The sequence below is a fragment of the Gordonia sp. NPDC003422 genome (genome assembly GCF_053588675.1).
The window spans coordinates 102468-118521 of sequence record NZ_JBSFQL010000001.1 but is presented as its reverse complement, the minus strand read 5'-3'; the positions used below and the strand labels follow the sequence as shown (position 1 = coordinate 118521).

Sequence of the window (16054 nt, the reverse complement as noted above, 5' to 3'; positions counted from 1 at the left end):
GGCCGGATGAATGACCGGCCGGTGGCGACTGCGGCAGCGGTGATGGCCGCGGCCGCCGCGCAGGCCGATCCAGAGCGTGCCGTGAACTCGGCGCGATTCTTCCAGGCAAAGCCGGGCGGATACGGCGAGGGGGACGAGTTCATCGGCCTCACGGTCCCGCTGCAGCGTCGAATCGCGAAGCAGTTCAGTGGGATCGGTGCCGACGCCATCGTCGAGCTGCTGGCGTCGCCGGTGCATGAGCACCGCCTGATCGCGCTGTTCTGCCTGCGCGCCGAGTTCGACCGTGCCGCCGACGACGCCGCACGCGAACGGTGGATCGAACTGTACCTCGCGGCCGTCGACCGCGGTCGCGTGAACAACTGGGACCTCGTCGACTCGTCGGCGGACCCCATTCTGGGTGAATATCTGCATGCCCGCGACGACCGGAAACCCCTCGTCGAACTCGCAGCGCAGCAGGATCTGTGGCGGCGGCGCGTCGGGATCATCGGCACCTTCGCGTTCATCAAACACGGCGACGCCACCGCGACGCTGGCGGTCGCGCCACTGGTGATCGACGACCGCCGCGATCTGGTGCAGAAGGCCTTCGGATGGATGCTGCGCGAGGTCGGCAAACGCGTCGACCCCGCCACCCTCAGCGGTTACCTGGAGGATCATGCGGCGCAGATGGGCCGGACCGCACTGAGTTACGCGATCGAGCACCTGCCGCCGGAGCGGCGCACGTACTACCGGTCGTTGCGCTGATCTGTCAGGAGCGTGCGACCTTGAGCGCGGCGACGATCATCGGGATCTGGAAGGGGAGTCGGGCGATGGCAATCACCTTGTACGGCAACGGCTTGTCCCACCAGAGGCGCACCATGTTGATGTTCGCCGGGTAGACCGCGAGAAAGAGTGCGGCCGCCAACCAGCCCGAGGCCTTGCGCGTCTGCGGCGCCAGCAGGCCGACACCGATGGCGACCTCGGCAACGCCCGATGCGTAGGTGAGTGTCCGGGGGTCGGCCGGGATCTCCTCGGGGACGATCTCGTCGAAGGGTTTGGGCGCGACGAAATGCAGGACCCCGATGGTCATCAGCATGCCGGCCAAGGCGCGGGCCAATTGTTCGGGCGTGTACTTTCCGATGCGTGCGAGCACTGACATTGTGTTTGCCGTCCTGGTCGTATTCGGCCCGGAGTTGCTGTGCTGGTTCAGAATTCGATCTTGAGTGAATCAGAGGTGGGGCGTGCCTGGCAGCCCAGGATGTAACCGTCCTCGATGTCCTCCGGATCCAGCGCTCCCGGATTGTCCATCTCGACCGTACCCTCCGTGAGGGTGCACGCACACGAGCCACACTCGCCCTCTTGGCACGAGTAGGGGGCGTCGAGGCCTGCGGCCAGCATGATGTCGATGAGCGTGCGTTTGCGGGGCCAGCTCAGCGTGTGGGTCTCGCCGTCGAGATCGACGTCGACGGTGGCCGCCTCGGCTTGCTCGTCCTCGGACACCTCGTCGAGGACGACGTCGGCAAACGGATCTCCCGACAGCGAGTTGTAGACCTCGGTGTGCACGTTGTGGTGCGGGAAAGCCGCGTCGGCCAGCCCCTTGTGCACGGCATCCATGAACGGTCCCGGGCCGCAGATGTAGGCGACATGCTTGTCGGCGAACGGACCGAACAGCGTTGCCAGGGCGCGTGCGGAGGGCAGGCCCTGCAGCGTTTCCAGCCAGTGGATCAGGGTCAGACGATCGGCGTGCGCTTCGGCGAGCGAGCGCAATTCGGCGGCGAAGATGACGTCGTCGGCGGTGCGGTTGGCGTAGAAGAACACAACTGGCGAGTCGCTGGTGGCGAGCGCCGTCTTGAGGATCGACATCACCGGCGTCACACCGCTTCCGGCGGCGATCAGCAGCAGCGGCTCGTCGAAGGTCTTCGGGGTGAACACGCCCGACGGGGGCAGTACCTCCATCTGCGAGCCGGCAGTGAGGTTGTCGCAGACCCAGTTCGAGCCGTATCCGTCGACGGTGCGTTTGACGGTGACCTTCGGCAGCTTGTCGGTCGACGGTGCGGACGCTAGCGAGTAGCACCGAGCGACCGAACCCGTCTGGTCGCTCGGGATGCGCAGCGTGAGGAACTGTCCCGGCTTGTACGAGGTGAATTGCTCCGACGCCGAATCCGGGAGGTCGAACACGATGGATTTGGCGTCGTCCGTTTCGTCGATGACGTCGGCGACGGTCAGGATCACGCTGCGTGAGCCGTGGGTTGTCAGTTCGGTCATCTCACCATTTCTCCGCGATCATGAGAAGAAACTAGAACAGGTTCTAATTCTAGTCTAGTCCATCCCGTCGGGTCACGACAGGGCCGCGACTCCCTGGGCCAGGGTACGTCCGCCCTCGGCGATCAGTCTCTCCAGGTCGGAGGCGGGATCGGCGAGCCACTGCTCGTAGGCGGCGAGTGCTGCGCCCAGACACAGCCAGCCGATGGTCTGCGGGAGATGGTCGTGCTCGGAAACACCGAGCCGCGCACCGCAGAACTCGGCGATGACCTGGCGCCAATCCGCGTACATCAGCATCGAATGCGCTTGCAGCGCCGGGACGCCGAGCAATAGCCCCATGCGTCGCCGATGGCTGTCCTGCTCGGCCGGCGGGACCCGGTTGAAGGACACCAGCGCCTCCAGCAGCGCGTCGGCAATGGGCAGTTCGGTGGGGATGTGCGCGAGCAGGGCGCGCATCTCGTCGAGGTGGGCGTCGAAGTCGCCCCAGGGGACGGCGTTCTTCGACGGGTAGTAGCGAAACAGGGTGCGGCGGGCGATGCCGGCCGCCTCGGCGATGTCGTCGACGCTGGTCTCGTCGAAGCCCCGTTCGGCGAACAGGTCGATGGCAATCGCACTGATCTGCGCACGCGACGTCAGCGGTCGGCGACCGGCGGGCGTCCTGCGTCCGACGGTGGCGGGGCTGTCGGATCGGGTCATCGAGCACCTGTCCGTCTGGGTAGTTTCCGGTCTGGGCTGGTTTCTTGCACCGAGTGCCATTATAGTATGCGGTGATCCACATCACTACTCGATTATCAGGAGGTCTGGATCATGGCCGATCAGTCAGCCAAGTCCGCGCAGGAGTTCTCGGTGCCCGCAGATGCCGAGACCGAACTCGTGGGCGAATCCCTCGTCGAAGAAGTGTCGATCGACGGGATGTGCGGGGTCTACTGATGTCAGCCCCGACATCGAATCCCGCTCCCGGCGATCGCAGCGCGGTCGCCGGGGGCGCGGATGCCCCAGACACTCCAGTATTCGACACTCTCGACGCGTGGGAACTCAATCCCAAAGTCGCGCTGCGGCCGGAACCCTTCGGGGCGCTGCTGTACCACTTCGGTACGCGCAAGCTCTCGTTCCTGAAGAACCTCACGGTCGTCGACATCGTGCAGTCCCTGCGTGACGTCGACAGTGCCGAGGCGGCGATGCTCGCCGCCGGGATCACCCCGGCGCAGCGTCCTCTGTACCTGCAGGCGCTCGGGGCGCTCGCGGAGTCCGGGATGATCATCCGCCGCACCGTCTGACCGACTCGCAACACCCACAGCCCACCCCGACAGCCCAGTACCAGGAGGACTCGCCGCGATGACCACGCTCGAGATGCCGCCCGCCACAACCGCACTCGTGGCCCCCGAACAGTCCGCACCGCCCAAGGTGGGACGCCTCGTCGACCAGTTCGAACGCGGACTCGACGCGCCGATCTGTCTGACGTGGGAGTTGACCTACGCCTGCAACCTGGCGTGCGTGCACTGCCTGTCGTCGTCGGGCAAGCGCGATCCGCGCGAGCTGTCCACCGAGCAGTGCAAGGCGATCATCGACGAGTTGCAGCGGATGCAGGTGTTCTACGTGAACATCGGCGGTGGCGAACCGACTGTGCGACCGGACTTCTGGGAGCTCGTCGACTACGCGACCAGCCATCAGGTCGGTGTCAAGTTCTCCACCAACGGGCTGCGCATCGACAAGAAGGTGGCCGCACGGCTGGCCGCCTCCGACTACGTCGACGTGCAGATCTCGCTCGACGGCGCGACCGCCGAGGTCAACGACGCGGTGCGCGGCCCCGGTTCCTTCGACATGGCCGTCCGCGCGCTGGAGAACCTGCACGAGGCAGGGTTCAAGGATGCGAAGATCAGCGTCGTCATGACGCGGCAGAACGTCGCGCAGCTCGACGAGTTCAAGGCGCTCGCCGACCGCTACAACGCGACGCTGCGCATCACGCGTCTGCGGCCGTCGGGTCGCGGCGCCGACGTCTGGGACGACCTGCACCCACTGCCGCAGCAGCAGCGCGAACTGTACAACTGGCTTGTCGCGCATGGTGATCGGGTCCTCACCGGCGACTCGTTCTTCCATCTCTCGGCCTTCTCGACCGGAGGTGGGAGCGGCCTGCCCGGACTCAACCTGTGCGGAGCCGGTCGCGTCGTGTGTCTGATCGATCCGGTCGGCGACGTGTACGCCTGCCCGTTCGCGATCCACGAGAACTTCCTCGCCGGAAACATCCTCAGCGACGGCGGCTTCCAGGAGATCTGGCAGCGCTCGGACCTGTTCACCGAACTGCGCGAACCGCAGAACGCCGGTGCCTGCACCAAGTGCGCGCACTTCGACGCCTGCCGGGGCGGTTGCATGGCGGCCAAGTTCTTCACCGGACTCCCGCTCGCCGGGCCCGACCCGGAGTGCGTGCAGGGCTACGGCGAGCAGCTGCTGGCCGGTGACCGCACCAAACCCACTGCCAACAAGGATCATTCGCGCGGCACTCCGCTGACGTTGATGACCCGCAAGTCCGACGGGGTGCTGCTGCCGATCGGCGCACCGCCGTCCAAGAGCTGCGACGAGAACCCGCTGGCCGGGTTCTCGCCCGCCGGAATGTAAGAGCGAGCTGGCGCAATCCCACACCAGCGTCACCGGCCGCCCTAACGCGGCCGCCGAGATGAAGATTGAGTAGGAACCTGAGTTATGGCTGCCAACCCCTGGGCAAGAAATCCCTGGTTCGAGACCGTCACCGAGGCCCAGCGTCGGGCCAAGAAGCGGCTGCCGAAGTCGGTGTACGCGTCGCTGATCGCCGGCACACAGGCCGGTGTGACGTTGGGCGACAACGTCAACGCTTTTGGCGAACTGCAATGGGCCCCGCATGTGGTCGGCGCGCAGCCGGATCGTGATCTGTCCACTTCGGTACTGGGACAGGAACTCTCGTTCCCGGTGATGATCTCACCGACGGGTGTGCAGGCCGTCGATCCGGACGGGGAGGTCGCGGTTGCGCGGGCCGCCGCAGCGCGCGGTACCGCGATGGGGCTGTCGAGCTTCGCGTCGCACCCCATCGAGGAGGTGACCGCGGTCAACGACAAGATCCTCTTCCAGCTCTACTGGCTCGGCTCGCGCGAGGACATGGCAGCTCGTGTGGAGCGCGCACGGGCCGCGGGCGCCAAGGGCATCATCGTCACCACCGACTGGGTGTTCAACATCGGACGTGACTGGGGCAGCCCGGAGATCCCCGAGAAGGTCGACTTCAAGGCACTGCTGCGTCTGGCGCCGGAGATCGCGGTGAAGCCGCGCTATGCGCTCGACTGGGTCAAGGGTGGCAAGGTGACCATCCCGGATCTCACCGCACCCAACCTGACGCCGCAGGGCGTGCCCGGTCCGACGTTCTTCGGCGCGTACGGCGAATGGATGGGTACTCCTCCGCCGACGTGGGAAGACCTGGCATGGCTGCGTGAACAGTGGGGCGACGGCCCGTTCATGGTCAAGGGCATCACGCGTCTCGACGATGCCAAGCGGGCGGTCGACATCGGCGCGACGGCGCTCTCGGTGTCCAATCACGGCGGCAACAACCTCGACGGCACCCCGGCGACGATCCGTCTGCTGCCCGACATCGCCGACGCGGTGGGCAACGACATCGAGGTGCTGCTCGACGGCGGCATCCGACGCGGCAGCGACGTCGCGAAGGCACTCGCCCTCGGTGCGCGTGCGGTGATGGTCGGCCGCGCCTACCTGTGGGGGCTCGCCGCGAACGGCCAGGCCGGCGTCGAGAACGTCCTCGACCTGCTCCGCATGGGCCTCGACGGAGTGGTGATGGGCTTGGGCCACAAGAGCGTTCACGAGTTGTCGCGCGACGACCTGATCATCCCCGACGACTTCACCCGTTCGTTCGGTCACGCCTGAGGGAAACCGGCCTTCCGCCAGAACTAGAACGTGTTACAGTTCTGGCATGGGACAGTTCGACGGCAAGGTCGTCTACATCACCGGCCTGGCGCGCGGTCAGGGCCGTAATCACGCGATTCGTTTTGCACGTGAAGGCGCGGCGATCGTCGGTCTCGACATCGCCGGGCCGGTGATCGACCACGCCACCTACCCGGCCGCGTCGGCCGACGAGTTGGCCGAGACCGTCAGTCTGGTCGAAGGCGTCGGCGGCAAGATCCTTGCCCGACAAGGCGATACACGCGACCTGGCCTTCCAGCAGCAACTGGTGGCCGACGCCTTGGAGCAGTTCGGGCGGATCGATCACGTCGTCGCCAACGCCGGTATCCTCACCTGGGGTGCGGTGTGGGAACTGACCGAGGAGCAGTTCACCGACGTCGTCGACGTCAATCTCGTCGGCACGTGGAAGACCCTGAAGGCGACCATCCCGGGCATGATCGAGGCGCGCAATGGGGGGTCGATCACCGTCATCAGTTCGGTTGCCGGCCTCAAGGCGATGCCGCTGCAGGCGTCGTACGCGGCATCCAAGTACGGCGTCCGCGGACTCGCCCAGACCGCCGCCAAAGAACTCGGCCGCTACCGCATCCGCGTCAACTCGATCCACCCGTATGCCGTCGACACCCCGATGGGAGTGGCCGACACCGAAGCGCTCAAGGCGTTCGAGACCCCTTGGGCGGAGCGGTATTTCCCGTCGATGCTGGACTATCACCCGGTGGCCTCCACCGACGAGATCTCCGACGCCGTGCTCTACCTCGCCTCCGACGGCGCCAAGGCGATCACCGGTGCCGAGTTCCAGATCGACATGGGGCACTCCAAGGTCTGAGTGGACCGCCGCCGTCCCCGCGGCCGACCCACCAAAACTAGGGGAGGAAGTTTCTTCCGCGAAGTTTGGAGTCGTCCCCCGGAAAATTCGCGGGGAGGACTCCAAGGGTAGGGGAAGAGTTTCTTCCCCTACTTTCTTGGGGATGGACCTGCAGGCCGATGGTGCCTATGCCGAGCCAGATAGACGGCCGATCGACATCATGTCCGAAACGGTCGCCGTGACGTGCCTCCGAGGGAAAGATGCCCTCGGAGACCTCTCACGCGGACCGTTCCGGACGGGCTCGCTCTTCCCGCCTCCACGATCGTCGGCAAGGCCGACGATGGGCCGCTGATCCGAAGAGTCCCACCCGCTCCCTACTCTTGGCGGTTGCTTCCGGGCTTGCGCACGACCCGAGTTCACACCAAATGATCGCGGCGGCAGCGGCATTCAAGGCAGCCCAGGATCATACTGACCGTCGACTGAATCTCCCCAGTCCTCGCGACTGCGACCACTCTCCTCGCACCCAGCCGGCGGGGATGCCTCGGGTGGGCCGAGCCGACGGAGTGCTCAGTCCGCCCAGAGGGTCGACGGGTCGGTCGCGGTGCGGGTGGGCCCCTGCGGGGTCTCCGGCTGGGTACGGGAGAAGCGCGGGGCGACCTGCGCCTGCACCACGCCGTCGATCTCCACGAGATTCGACCGCGCCGCCATGTGCGCGTCCTCGGGCGCCTCGGCGAAGGTGAGCACAGGGGACGTGCAGGCATCGGTGCCGTCGAAGATCTTGGCCCACTCGTCGCGCGTGCGCGACTTGAAGGTCTCGGTGAAGACGTCCTTGAGCTTGCCCCAGTTGGCGATGTCGTTCTGGTCGGGCAGGTCGGCGCCGTCGAGGCCGAGACCCTTGAGCAACTCCGCATAGAACTGCGGTTCGATCGCGCCCACGGCCATGTACTTGCCGTCGGAGGTCTCGTACACCTCGTAGTACGGTGCGCCGGTGTCGAGCAGGTTGACGCCGCGCACGTCGCTCCACAAGCCGGTGCCGCGGAAGGCCCACATCATCTGGCCCAGAACGGAAGCGCCGTCGACCATGGCGGCGTCGACCACCTGTCCGCGGCCCGACGTCTGGCGTTCGAGGAGGGCCGCGAGCACACCCATGACGAGGAACATCGATCCGCCGCCGAAGTCGCCGGCGAGGTTCAACGGCGGAACGGGCCGTTCGCCCTTGCGGCCGATCGCGTGCAGCATCCCGGTGAGAGAGATGTAGTTGATGTCATGTCCGGCGAGATTGGCCCGCGGACCGTCCTGCCCCCAGCCGGTCATGCGGCCGTAGACGAGACCCGAATTGACGGCTTCGAGGTCGGCGGGACCAAAGCCGAGGCGTTCCATGACCCCCGGGCGAAAACCCTCGATGATGACGTCAGCCTTGGCGACCAGGCCGAGGATGGTCTCCCGATCTGCCGGGTCCTTGAGGTTTGCCTCCACCACGCGGCGCCCGCGCAGCAGCGCGTCCGCGTTGCGTCCCTCCTGGGGCAGCGAGCCGGGGCGCTGGACCCGGATCACGTCGGCGCCCAGGTCGGCCAGCATCATGGCCGCGTGCGGGCCCGGTCCGATCCCGGCGAATTCGATCACCCGGATTGCGCTGAGCGGTCCGTTCTTTCCGCTGTGGTGCGGTGTCGGCGTCGTCATAGTGTCCTCTCGCTCCCCATCTCGTGCCCGCTGTGTCGGGCGTCACGCTGTGACATAGCATCCCACAACCGATCGAACGCTCGTCAAAGTGGTCCGGATGTGGGTTGGCGGATCGGCTCAAGTCCGGAATCGGGCACACTTTTTGTCGCGACGCGGTTCCGCCCCAACCAGCGTCTCGCTAGCATGGATCGAATGACGGGACCGTCGGCGTTGGGGCAACAGAGTTGGCCAGATCTCGGACCGTCCATCACGCTGCTGGTTCCGCTCGGGGCCCTCGAGCAGCACGGTCCGCACCTTCCGCTCGACACCGACACCCGTATCGCGTCGGCGGTCACCGCGCGCGTGCACGCCGAATCCGGAACGGTGTTTCGTGCCCCCGAACTCGCCTACGGCGCCAGCGGTGAGCACGAGGGTTTTGCCGGCACGATCTCGATCGGCCACGAGGCTTTGTATCAGGTGTTGTTGGAATACGGGCGCAGCGCATGCCGGTGGGCCGACCGGCTTCTTTTCGTCAACGGACATGGTGGCAACGGGCCGACGCTGCGGTCCGCGGTCGCCAGGCTCCGCTACGAGGGGCGTGACGTAGCGTGGTTCCCGTGCGCGTTCCCGAGTGCCGACGCGCACGCCGGATTCACCGAAACATCTGCGCTGCTGCATCTTTCGCCGGAACTCGTCCGGTCTGACCGCAGCGAACCGGGCAACTGTGCTGCGGTGGCCACGCTCCTGCCGGCCATGCGGGAGGGTGGAGTGGCCGCGGTCAGCCCCAATGGGGTGCTCGGCGATCCGAGCGATGCCACCGCTGCCGAAGGTGGCCGGTTGCTCGACGCGATGGTCGAGGTGTGCAGTGCGGCCGTCGATGCCTGGCAGGTCGCCGACGACGGGCGCCTGAGATGACCGCCGTCGAGCAGTCGATCGAGGCGGCGCCGGTGCAGACCTGCCTGCCGGACGGCTTCCAGGTGCAGATCGACATGCGCTGCGCACGTCACGGCGACCTCCGCTATCTCGTGGGCGGTTCGCCGACGCGATTGCTGCGCATGTCCGACGCGGCGTTGGGGATGACGTCGGACGACGGTCGGATAGCGGTGTGCGACAACGCAACCCGTCGCCTGGCCCGATCCCTGCTCGATTCCGGAATCGCCAACCCGCGGCCGATGTTCGGACCGCAGGCGCATGAGGTCACCATCGTCGTCCCGGTCCGCGACAACCAGGCCGGCGTCGACCGGCTGCTCGCCGCGGTCAGCGGAACACCGGTCATCGTCGTCGACGATGGATCGCGCACCCCGATCGTCGTGAACGATCCGGCGGTCAAGGTCATCCGGTCTGAGCGCAACCGCGGACCGTCGGCCGCGCGCAACGTCGGCGCCGCGATGGCGACCACCGAATTCGTTGCGTTCCTCGATTCCGATGTGGTGCCCAGTGCCGACTGGCTGACCGTGCTGCTCGGGCACTTCTCCGATCCGTCGGTCGCCGTGGTGGCGCCGCGCATCGTGGGTTTGAACTGGTCGCAGGCGCATGGGAACGACTCCGGGCCGGGTCTCGCCGAGCGGTACGAGAACGGCTGGTCGTCGCTCGACATGGGCCCCGACGAGGCCGCGGTGGTGCCGTCGACTCCCGTCGCATATGTGCCCAGTGCGGCAATGGTGGTGCGCCGCAACGTGTTCTGCGGATTCGACGAGTCGCTCCGGGTAGCCGAGGACGTCGATGTGTGTTGGCGTATGCACGAGGCGGGATGGCGGATTCGCTACGACCCGGTGGCGCGGGTGTCGCACGACCACCGCACCGATCTTCGCTCGGTGCTGTCGCGTCGCCGCTACTACGGCACCGGAGCGGCGCGGCTGGCCGAACTTCACGGCAACCGCGCGGCCCCGGTCGTGATGTCGATCCCGATGGCCGTCGCGGTCGGCGCGCTGCTCACGCGAACCAAGATCGGCACGGCGCTGGCCATGATCATTCTGGCGCAGGTCGCCTTTCGGTTGCGGCGTCGTCTCGGCGATTTGCCGCAGGCGCCGCTCGTCGCCGCCCAGATGACCGGCCGCGCCGCCGGATTCGGTCTGCTGCAGGCGGCTGGCGCGATCTGTCGGCACTATTGGCCGCTCGCGCTGATCCTGGCGATCATCTCCGCCCGATTCCGCAAACTCGCGATCGAGGTGGCGATCGCCGAGGGGGCCGTCTCCTGGGTGCGGCAGGTGATCGCCGATCCCGCGACACCGACGCTCGGCCCGGTCAAGTACATGCTGATGCACCGCCTCGACGACCTCGCCTATGGGGCAGGCTTGTGGCAGGGCGTCGTCGAGCGTCGTGACGTCGGGGCGCTCCGCCCTGTGCTGCGCCCATAACCGTGGCGACCCCTGATCTCCCTCGCGGGGCGGACGTGGTGATCGTCGGCGCCGGAAGTGCCGGATGCGTACTCGCGGAGCGGCTCTCGCGCGATCCCGAACGCTCGGTGGTGGTCCTCGAACGTGGACCCGCCGACTGGCCCGGCGTCGAGATCCGCGACGTGCGGCGGCTTCCCATCGAACCGGGGGCAGCGTTTGCCGTCCAGCATGACAGCGAGGGCCTGGGGGTCGTGCGCGGCAGCGGGTTGGGTGGCTCGTCGGCAGTCAACGGCGGTTACTTCATGCGGTGGCATCCCGACGACTTCGCCGACTGGCCGACGGGGTGGGAGATCGACCACATCGCGGCCGCCTATGCCGAACTCGATGCACCGGGCGGTACGATGGGCGTCGAACCGGTCTCTGACGATGAATTGGGTGATGCCGCATCCGCTTTCGAGGAGTACTGGTCGTCGCGCGTGCCGGTGCGCGCGGTTGCGGATCGATGGCCCGTGGTCGGGGTCAACCGGGTGCTGGGCAATCGGACGGGGATCGTGCGGATGACCGCCGCCGAGGCATACGTGCGTCCCGCGTTGACGCGTCCGAATCTTCGGGTCGTGACGAAATGCGACGTGGACGAGTTGATCGTGGCGGACGGTCGGGTGGTCACCGGGGTGCGGGCCGGTTCGACGGCCGTGTCGGCGGGGGAGGTGATCCTGAGCGCGGGGACGCTCGGTACCGCAGGCATTCTGCTGCGCTCGTCACTGGGGCCACTCGACCTCGATCGTGAACTCGCCGTCGACGAGCACCGCACCCTGGCGGTGACGTATCGCCGTGGCTCGCCGGCGACGCCCGGGCCGCTGCTACCCAGTGTGGTGCATACTGAGGATTCGCTGGAGATCCGTTGTTATCGAGATGATTTCGCGTCGTACATTCGAGGACTGGAGCCGACCGGACCCGAGATCGGGGTCGCGGCCATGCGGAGTTCGCCCGCGTCGCTCCGGTTGCGAGGGCGCGATGTCGCGGTGGGTTTCGGGGCCGTCGAACCGGCGATGGCCGACGCCCTGCGGTCCGCCGCGGCAGACGTGGTGGACATGTTGGGTTCTCCGGAGTTCGCCGAGGTCATCGAGCCCGGTTCGATCACGGTCGCCGACGGGTTCGGCACCTCCCAGCATGCGTGGGGCAGCATGCCGATGGGGGTCCGGACCGACTGGCTCGGTGGCGTGTACGGGACCAAGGGGCTGCGCATCGTCGACGGATCGATCCTGCCGAACTCCGGACGCAGCGGACCACACGCCACCATCATGATGATGGCGTGTCGCATCGGTGCGCTGCTGGCGGGTACCGTGGAGTGATGGCGGCCGCAGATCTCCATGACCCCGATGTGCGCACGTTCTTGAGCGACGGGACCCGCACCGGGCATCTCGCGTTCACCGCGTCCGACGGCCGACCGCTCGTCGCGCCGGTGTGGTTTGTTCTCGACGGCGATCGAATCGCCTTCAACACCGGGGCGACGACAGCCAAAGGTCGTGCAGTGCTGCGTGATCCGCGGGTCACGTTGTCGGTCGACCTACCCGCGCCGCCGTTCGCGTTCGTACAAGTGCAGGGACGTGCGGTCGCCAGCGAAGACCTCGGTGAAGTGCGTCGGATCGCGACGTTGTGCGGTGCCCGATACATGGGTGACGACCGCGCCGACGAGTTCGGCGCCCGCAACGGTGTGCCCGGCGAGTTGGCTGTCTGGATCGAACCGACCAAGGTCATCGCGAACCTCGACGTCAGCGCCTGACGGCGGGTTCGACGCACGGTCAACGAATTGCGATGCACGGTCAACGGTTTGGGGCCGCACGGTCAACGCAGTGGGGGGCCGAAGTCGGTGAGTGGGCCGGTGTAGGTCTTCGGTGGTGGTGGTGCGAACTCGCCGGACGCGGTACCGGTGTGCAGGCCCATGGCCGCCATGGCCGACAGCATCCCTACACCCGCAGCTACGCCATCGATCACGGGGGCGCCGATCTCGTTGCTGATGTGGCTTGCGAGGTCGGCCATGCCGGCGCAACCGAGGACAATCGCGTCCGAGCCGTCGGTCAGCAACGCCTCGCGGCATGACTTGACCAGGATGTCGGCGATGTCCGGGTTGGACTCGAGTTCGAGCACCCGGACCTCGCACGCGTGGATGCCCAGGCACTGTCGTGCAAAACCATAGTGCCGCACCAGATCATCGGCGCGTCCGACCGTCCGGCCGAGGGTGGTGACGACCGAGAATCCGCGACCGAGCGGCGCCGCGAGATGGAATGCGGCCTCGGCGATCCCGAGGACAGGTGCGTCGGCGATCTCGCGGGCGGCGTCGAGTCCTGGGTCGCCGAAGCAGGCGAGTAGGTACCCGTCCATGCCGGGGTTGTCCGCGATCGCGCGGAGCACCCCCGGCACGGCCAGTGCCTCGTCGTAATGACTCTCGATGGAGGCCGGTCCCATCGGGGACGTGATCGCGACGATCTCGGCGTCGGGTCGCGCCACAGAGCGCGCCGCCGCCGAGATCACCGCGGTCATCGCCGCCGTCGTATTCGGGTTGATGACACAGAATCTCATGACAGCCGACTCATGACGAGGTGGTGGGTACCTCGGCCTCGACGGTCCGTGTGTCGGCCTCCGCGCCTTCGCCGGTCGTCACCGTGTCGGTCATCGAGGTTGCCGGCATCGGTGTGCCGTCGGCGGCGACCTCGATGTCGGAGGTGGCGGTGGCCTTCGGGGCCCCGTAGATGAACGAGGCCGGAGCGAACTTCATTCCGGCCCAATAGATCACGGCACCGGCGCCCGCACCCATGAACCAGGTGAAGCTCGCTTGGTACACGGTGCCCCAGATGACGAACGAGATCGGCAGCAGGGACGCGGCGATCACGGTGATGACGGCCACCGGGTTCCAGCCGTTGCGGTAGAAGTAGGTGCCCTCCGGCTTGCTGCTGAACAGGTCGTCGACCACGATTTTCTGCTTCTTGACGAGGTAGAAGTCGACGATGAGGATGCCGAACAGCGGGCCGATCACCGCGCCCAGCGTGTCCATTGTGTAGTGGATGGCGGTGGGGTTGTTGAACAGGTTCCACGGGGTGATGAGGACCGAACCGACTGCCGCGATCATTCCGCCTGTGCGCCACGAGATCTTGGTCGGTGCGACGTTGGAGAAGTCGAATGCTGGCGACACGAAGTTGGCGACGATGTTGATGCCGATGGTGGCGATCGCGAAGGTCAGCACGCCCAGAACGGCCGCGGTGGTGTTGTCGATCTTGTCGACGATGTGCACCGGGTCGGTGATGAACTTGCCGGTCTCCGGGTCACGGCCGATCACGGTGGCGGCAGCCGACACGGTGCAGACGACGAGGATCGAGAAGAACAGGAAGTTGACCGGCAGACCCCAGAAGTTGCCCTTCTTGACCTCGCCGAAGCTCTTGCCGTAGCGCGAGAAGTCACCGAAGTTGAGCATCGGACCGGAGAAGTACGACACGACGAGCGCGAAGGCACTGATCATGGCCGTGATCGACGCCCAGCCGGTCTTGCCGGGGCCTTCGGACAGGTCGAAGTGCACATTGCTCCAGCCGGCCTTGACGATGAGGTAGCCGGCCAGTGCGATCATCACGACATAGACTGCGGGACCGCAGAAGTCGATGAACTTGCGGATGGTGTCCATGCCGTTCCAGAACACGAACGCCTGCAGGATCCACATGAGGATGAAGCCGGCCCAGCCCACGACGGACAGACCGAGGAAGAAGTGTGAGCCATCCTCGCCATACTGTTCCAGCGAGGGCCAGAACTTCAGCGCGAGCAGACCGAAGGCGACCGACGCGAGGTAGGTTTGGATGCCGTACCAGACCACCGCGATGAGACCGCGGATGATCGCCGGGATGTTGGCGCCCTTGATGCCGAAGGCGACGCGCGTGGTCACCGGGTAGGGGACACCGGCCTGCTGCGACGGTTTCGCGACGAGGTTACACAGCAGGTTGACCGCGATGATGCCGACGAGCAGCACGATGAGCACCTGCCATGCAGCGATGCCCAGTGCGAACAGGCTGCCGGCGAACACGTATCCGCCGACGCTGTGTACGTCGGACATCCAGAAGGCGAAGATGTTGTACCACGTCCACTTCTGTTCCTTCAGTGGCGCGAGATCCTCGTTGGTGAGTGCGGGATCGTAGTCGGGTTTGATGACGCTTTCGCCCGCGGCGCTGTGATGCGCCGCGGGTGCACTGTCGGATGTCGGTGCCGACATGGGGGTCTCCTCGGGGGAAAGGTTCTTGATGTGTGGCGACGGAGGTTACTGCTGCAAACAACGTAGGAACGCTTTGTTACCCGGGAATTAACAGACCGATATATCTTTCTGGTCGGTAGAGGGAGGTCAGTCGGGGCGGACGCCGAGTCGTTCGGCGGTCTCGATGATCGCGCTCTCCAGTCGCGCGTGATGGACCCGTGCGATCTCGAGGACGTTCCCGGTGTCGCGCTGAGCGAAGGCATCGAGCAGTGCGGCGTGGTCGTCGTTGAGGAGATTCTGGGTCTCGACGGTGACCGAGCGCATGACCTGGAACGGTTCGGTCAGATTCCAGGTGGCCTCGAACATGTTGAGCAGGCGCGGCATGCCGCACGGGATCGCGAGGCAGCGATGGAACTCGCGCGAGATGTCGTGGAAGGACTTGCCGTCGCTGAAGCGAACCGCGGTGAGGAGATCGGCGTGATGGCTGCGGGCGGCGTCGAGATCGGCGTCGGTGATGTTGCCGACCGAACGCGCGAGTGCTGCCTGCTCGAGAACGCCACGCACGAAATAGATCTCGCGCAACTCGTGCACCGACAACTGACTCACGCGATATCCGGCGTTGGGTTGGTGAACCACCAGTCCCTCGCCGACGAGGGTCTTGAGCGCCTCGCGCACCGGTATCGGACTGACCGACAGGGCGTCGGCGACCTCGCCGGGCGGGATCTGGGTTCCGGGTGCGGCCGCACCGGACAAGATCAGCCGGCGTAGCTCTTCGAGAACATCGGTTCGCGAACTGCCGGAACGGGTTTCGACGAGCTGAGCCACCAGGCGATTCGGGTTTCGGCGACTCAT

17 protein-coding genes are annotated in these 16054 nt (G+C 66.5%); 10 read left to right on the top strand and 7 right to left on the bottom strand.

All coding sequences use genetic code 11. The annotated features are described in order from the left end of the window. Positions 1-6 precede the first annotated feature (6 nt). Entirely contained in the window at positions 7-741 is a 735-nt protein-coding gene (locus tag ACWDTF_RS00345) for a DNA alkylation repair protein (RefSeq protein ID WP_449753832.1), read from the top strand. A gap of 4 nt (positions 742-745) precedes the next feature. Here ACWDTF_RS00345 and ACWDTF_RS00340 read toward each other — a convergent pair whose 3' ends face one another. The 3 genes from ACWDTF_RS00340 to mftR all read right to left on the bottom strand — a co-directional run bounded on the left by ACWDTF_RS00340 (position 746) and on the right by mftR (position 2934). Continuing rightward, positions 746-1135, bottom strand: a complete 390-nt coding sequence (locus tag ACWDTF_RS00340) for a DoxX family protein (protein WP_355276579.1) — start codon at positions 1133-1135, stop codon at positions 746-748. Positions 1136-1182: 47 nt separating this feature from the next. Then, positions 1183-2241, bottom strand: coding sequence for a ferredoxin--NADP reductase (locus ACWDTF_RS00335; protein ID WP_355276577.1), 1059 nt, complete (start codon positions 2239-2241; stop codon positions 1183-1185). A 72-nt stretch (positions 2242-2313) separates the two neighbouring features. After that, a complete protein-coding gene (gene mftR, locus ACWDTF_RS00330) occupies positions 2314-2934 on the bottom strand; it encodes a mycofactocin system transcriptional regulator (RefSeq protein WP_355276575.1) in 621 nt (206 codons plus the stop codon). Positions 2935-3045: 111 nt separating this feature from the next. Between mftR and mftA the strand changes: the two genes are divergently transcribed. The 5 genes from mftA (at position 3046) to ACWDTF_RS00305 (ending at position 6997) form a co-directional block, all read left to right on the top strand. After that, a complete protein-coding gene (gene mftA / locus ACWDTF_RS00325; RefSeq protein ID WP_240860832.1) occupies positions 3046-3168 on the top strand; it encodes a mycofactocin precursor MftA in 123 nt (40 codons plus the stop codon). Continuing rightward, on the top strand, positions 3168-3515 hold the full coding sequence (gene mftB / locus ACWDTF_RS00320) for a mycofactocin biosynthesis chaperone MftB (RefSeq protein WP_355276572.1): 348 nt from the start codon (positions 3168-3170) through the stop codon (positions 3513-3515). The genes mftA and mftB overlap by 1 nt, the downstream gene beginning before the upstream one ends. Positions 3516-3573: 58 nt before the next feature. Beyond that, entirely contained in the window at positions 3574-4851 is a 1278-nt protein-coding gene (gene mftC / locus ACWDTF_RS00315; protein ID WP_240860835.1) for a mycofactocin radical SAM maturase, read from the top strand. An 84-nt stretch (positions 4852-4935) separates the two neighbouring features. Continuing rightward, on the top strand, positions 4936-6138 hold the full coding sequence (gene mftD, locus ACWDTF_RS00310; protein ID WP_240860836.1) for a pre-mycofactocin synthase MftD: 1203 nt from the start codon (positions 4936-4938) through the stop codon (positions 6136-6138). A gap of 46 nt (positions 6139-6184) precedes the next feature. Next, the gene (locus ACWDTF_RS00305) at positions 6185-6997 is read left to right on the top strand and encodes a mycofactocin-coupled SDR family oxidoreductase (protein ID WP_240860837.1); all 813 of its coding nucleotides are present in this window, start codon (positions 6185-6187) and stop codon (positions 6995-6997) included. A 546-nt stretch (positions 6998-7543) separates the two neighbouring features. Here ACWDTF_RS00305 and ACWDTF_RS00300 read toward each other — a convergent pair. Then, positions 7544-8656, bottom strand: a complete 1113-nt coding sequence (locus ACWDTF_RS00300; protein WP_355276569.1) for a CaiB/BaiF CoA transferase family protein — start codon at positions 8654-8656, stop codon at positions 7544-7546. A 192-nt stretch (positions 8657-8848) separates the two neighbouring features. On the opposite strand from ACWDTF_RS00300, the gene mftE reads away from it, so the two are divergent. Genes mftE through ACWDTF_RS00280 form a run of 4 tightly spaced genes read left to right on the top strand, consistent with a single transcriptional unit; the run spans position 8849 to position 12754 of the window. Beyond that, entirely contained in the window at positions 8849-9550 is a 702-nt protein-coding gene (gene mftE / locus ACWDTF_RS00295) for a mycofactocin biosynthesis peptidyl-dipeptidase MftE (protein WP_240860840.1), read from the top strand. Then, positions 9547-10992 carry a mycofactocin biosynthesis glycosyltransferase MftF gene (mftF, locus tag ACWDTF_RS00290; RefSeq protein WP_355276567.1) on the top strand — a complete coding sequence of 482 codons (1446 nt, stop codon included), beginning with the start codon at positions 9547-9549 and terminating at the stop codon, positions 10990-10992. The genes mftE and mftF overlap by 4 nt, the downstream gene beginning before the upstream one ends. Further along, positions 10989-12323, top strand: coding sequence for a mycofactocin system GMC family oxidoreductase MftG (gene mftG, locus ACWDTF_RS00285; RefSeq protein WP_355276588.1), 1335 nt, complete (start codon positions 10989-10991; stop codon positions 12321-12323). Before mftF ends, mftG begins: the two co-directional genes overlap by 4 nt. After that, on the top strand, positions 12323-12754 hold the full coding sequence (locus ACWDTF_RS00280; protein WP_355276565.1) for a PPOX class F420-dependent oxidoreductase: 432 nt from the start codon (positions 12323-12325) through the stop codon (positions 12752-12754). The genes mftG and ACWDTF_RS00280 overlap by 1 nt, the downstream gene beginning before the upstream one ends. A gap of 62 nt (positions 12755-12816) precedes the next feature. Here the strand turns inward: ACWDTF_RS00280 and ACWDTF_RS00275 are convergent, their stop codons facing one another. The 3 genes from ACWDTF_RS00275 to ACWDTF_RS00265 all read right to left on the bottom strand — a co-directional run bounded on the left by ACWDTF_RS00275 (position 12817) and on the right by ACWDTF_RS00265 (position 16054). Next, complete coding sequence (locus tag ACWDTF_RS00275; RefSeq protein ID WP_355276563.1) at positions 12817-13551, bottom strand: aspartate/glutamate racemase family protein; 735 nt, start codon at positions 13549-13551, stop codon at positions 12817-12819. Between the two features lie 10 nt (positions 13552-13561). Further along, entirely contained in the window at positions 13562-15223 is a 1662-nt protein-coding gene (locus ACWDTF_RS00270; RefSeq protein WP_355276561.1) for an NCS1 family nucleobase:cation symporter-1, read from the bottom strand. A gap of 126 nt (positions 15224-15349) precedes the next feature. Then, entirely contained in the window at positions 15350-16054 is a 705-nt protein-coding gene (locus ACWDTF_RS00265) for a GntR family transcriptional regulator (protein ID WP_355276559.1), read from the bottom strand.

Coding starts and splice junctions, on each gene's coding strand:
- mftE (WP_240860840.1), top strand. CDS start 8,849: ATGACGGGACCGTCGGCGTTGGGGCAACAGAGTTGGCCAGATCTCGGA.
- mftF (WP_355276567.1), top strand. CDS start 9,547: ATGACCGCCGTCGAGCAGTCGATCGAGGCGGCGCCGGTGCAGACCTGC.
- ACWDTF_RS00335 (WP_355276577.1), bottom strand. CDS start 2,241: ATGACCGAACTGACAACCCACGGCTCACGCAGCGTGATCCTGACCGTC.
- mftA (WP_240860832.1), top strand. CDS start 3,046: ATGGCCGATCAGTCAGCCAAGTCCGCGCAGGAGTTCTCGGTGCCCGCA.
- ACWDTF_RS00265 (WP_355276559.1), bottom strand. CDS start 16,054: ATGAGTCGCCGAAACCCGAATCGCCTGGTGGCTCAGCTCGTCGAAACC.
- ACWDTF_RS00275 (WP_355276563.1), bottom strand. CDS start 13,551: ATGAGATTCTGTGTCATCAACCCGAATACGACGGCGGCGATGACCGCG.
- ACWDTF_RS00280 (WP_355276565.1), top strand. CDS start 12,323: ATGGCGGCCGCAGATCTCCATGACCCCGATGTGCGCACGTTCTTGAGC.
- mftR (WP_355276575.1), bottom strand. CDS start 2,934: ATGACCCGATCCGACAGCCCCGCCACCGTCGGACGCAGGACGCCCGCC.
- mftB (WP_355276572.1), top strand. CDS start 3,168: ATGTCAGCCCCGACATCGAATCCCGCTCCCGGCGATCGCAGCGCGGTC.
- mftD (WP_240860836.1), top strand. CDS start 4,936: ATGGCTGCCAACCCCTGGGCAAGAAATCCCTGGTTCGAGACCGTCACC.
- ACWDTF_RS00300 (WP_355276569.1), bottom strand. CDS start 8,656: ATGACGACGCCGACACCGCACCACAGCGGAAAGAACGGACCGCTCAGC.
- ACWDTF_RS00305 (WP_240860837.1), top strand. CDS start 6,185: ATGGGACAGTTCGACGGCAAGGTCGTCTACATCACCGGCCTGGCGCGC.
- ACWDTF_RS00270 (WP_355276561.1), bottom strand. CDS start 15,223: ATGTCGGCACCGACATCCGACAGTGCACCCGCGGCGCATCACAGCGCC.
- ACWDTF_RS00340 (WP_355276579.1), bottom strand. CDS start 1,135: ATGTCAGTGCTCGCACGCATCGGAAAGTACACGCCCGAACAATTGGCC.
- ACWDTF_RS00345 (WP_449753832.1), top strand. CDS start 7: ATGAATGACCGGCCGGTGGCGACTGCGGCAGCGGTGATGGCCGCGGCC.
- mftC (WP_240860835.1), top strand. CDS start 3,574: ATGACCACGCTCGAGATGCCGCCCGCCACAACCGCACTCGTGGCCCCC.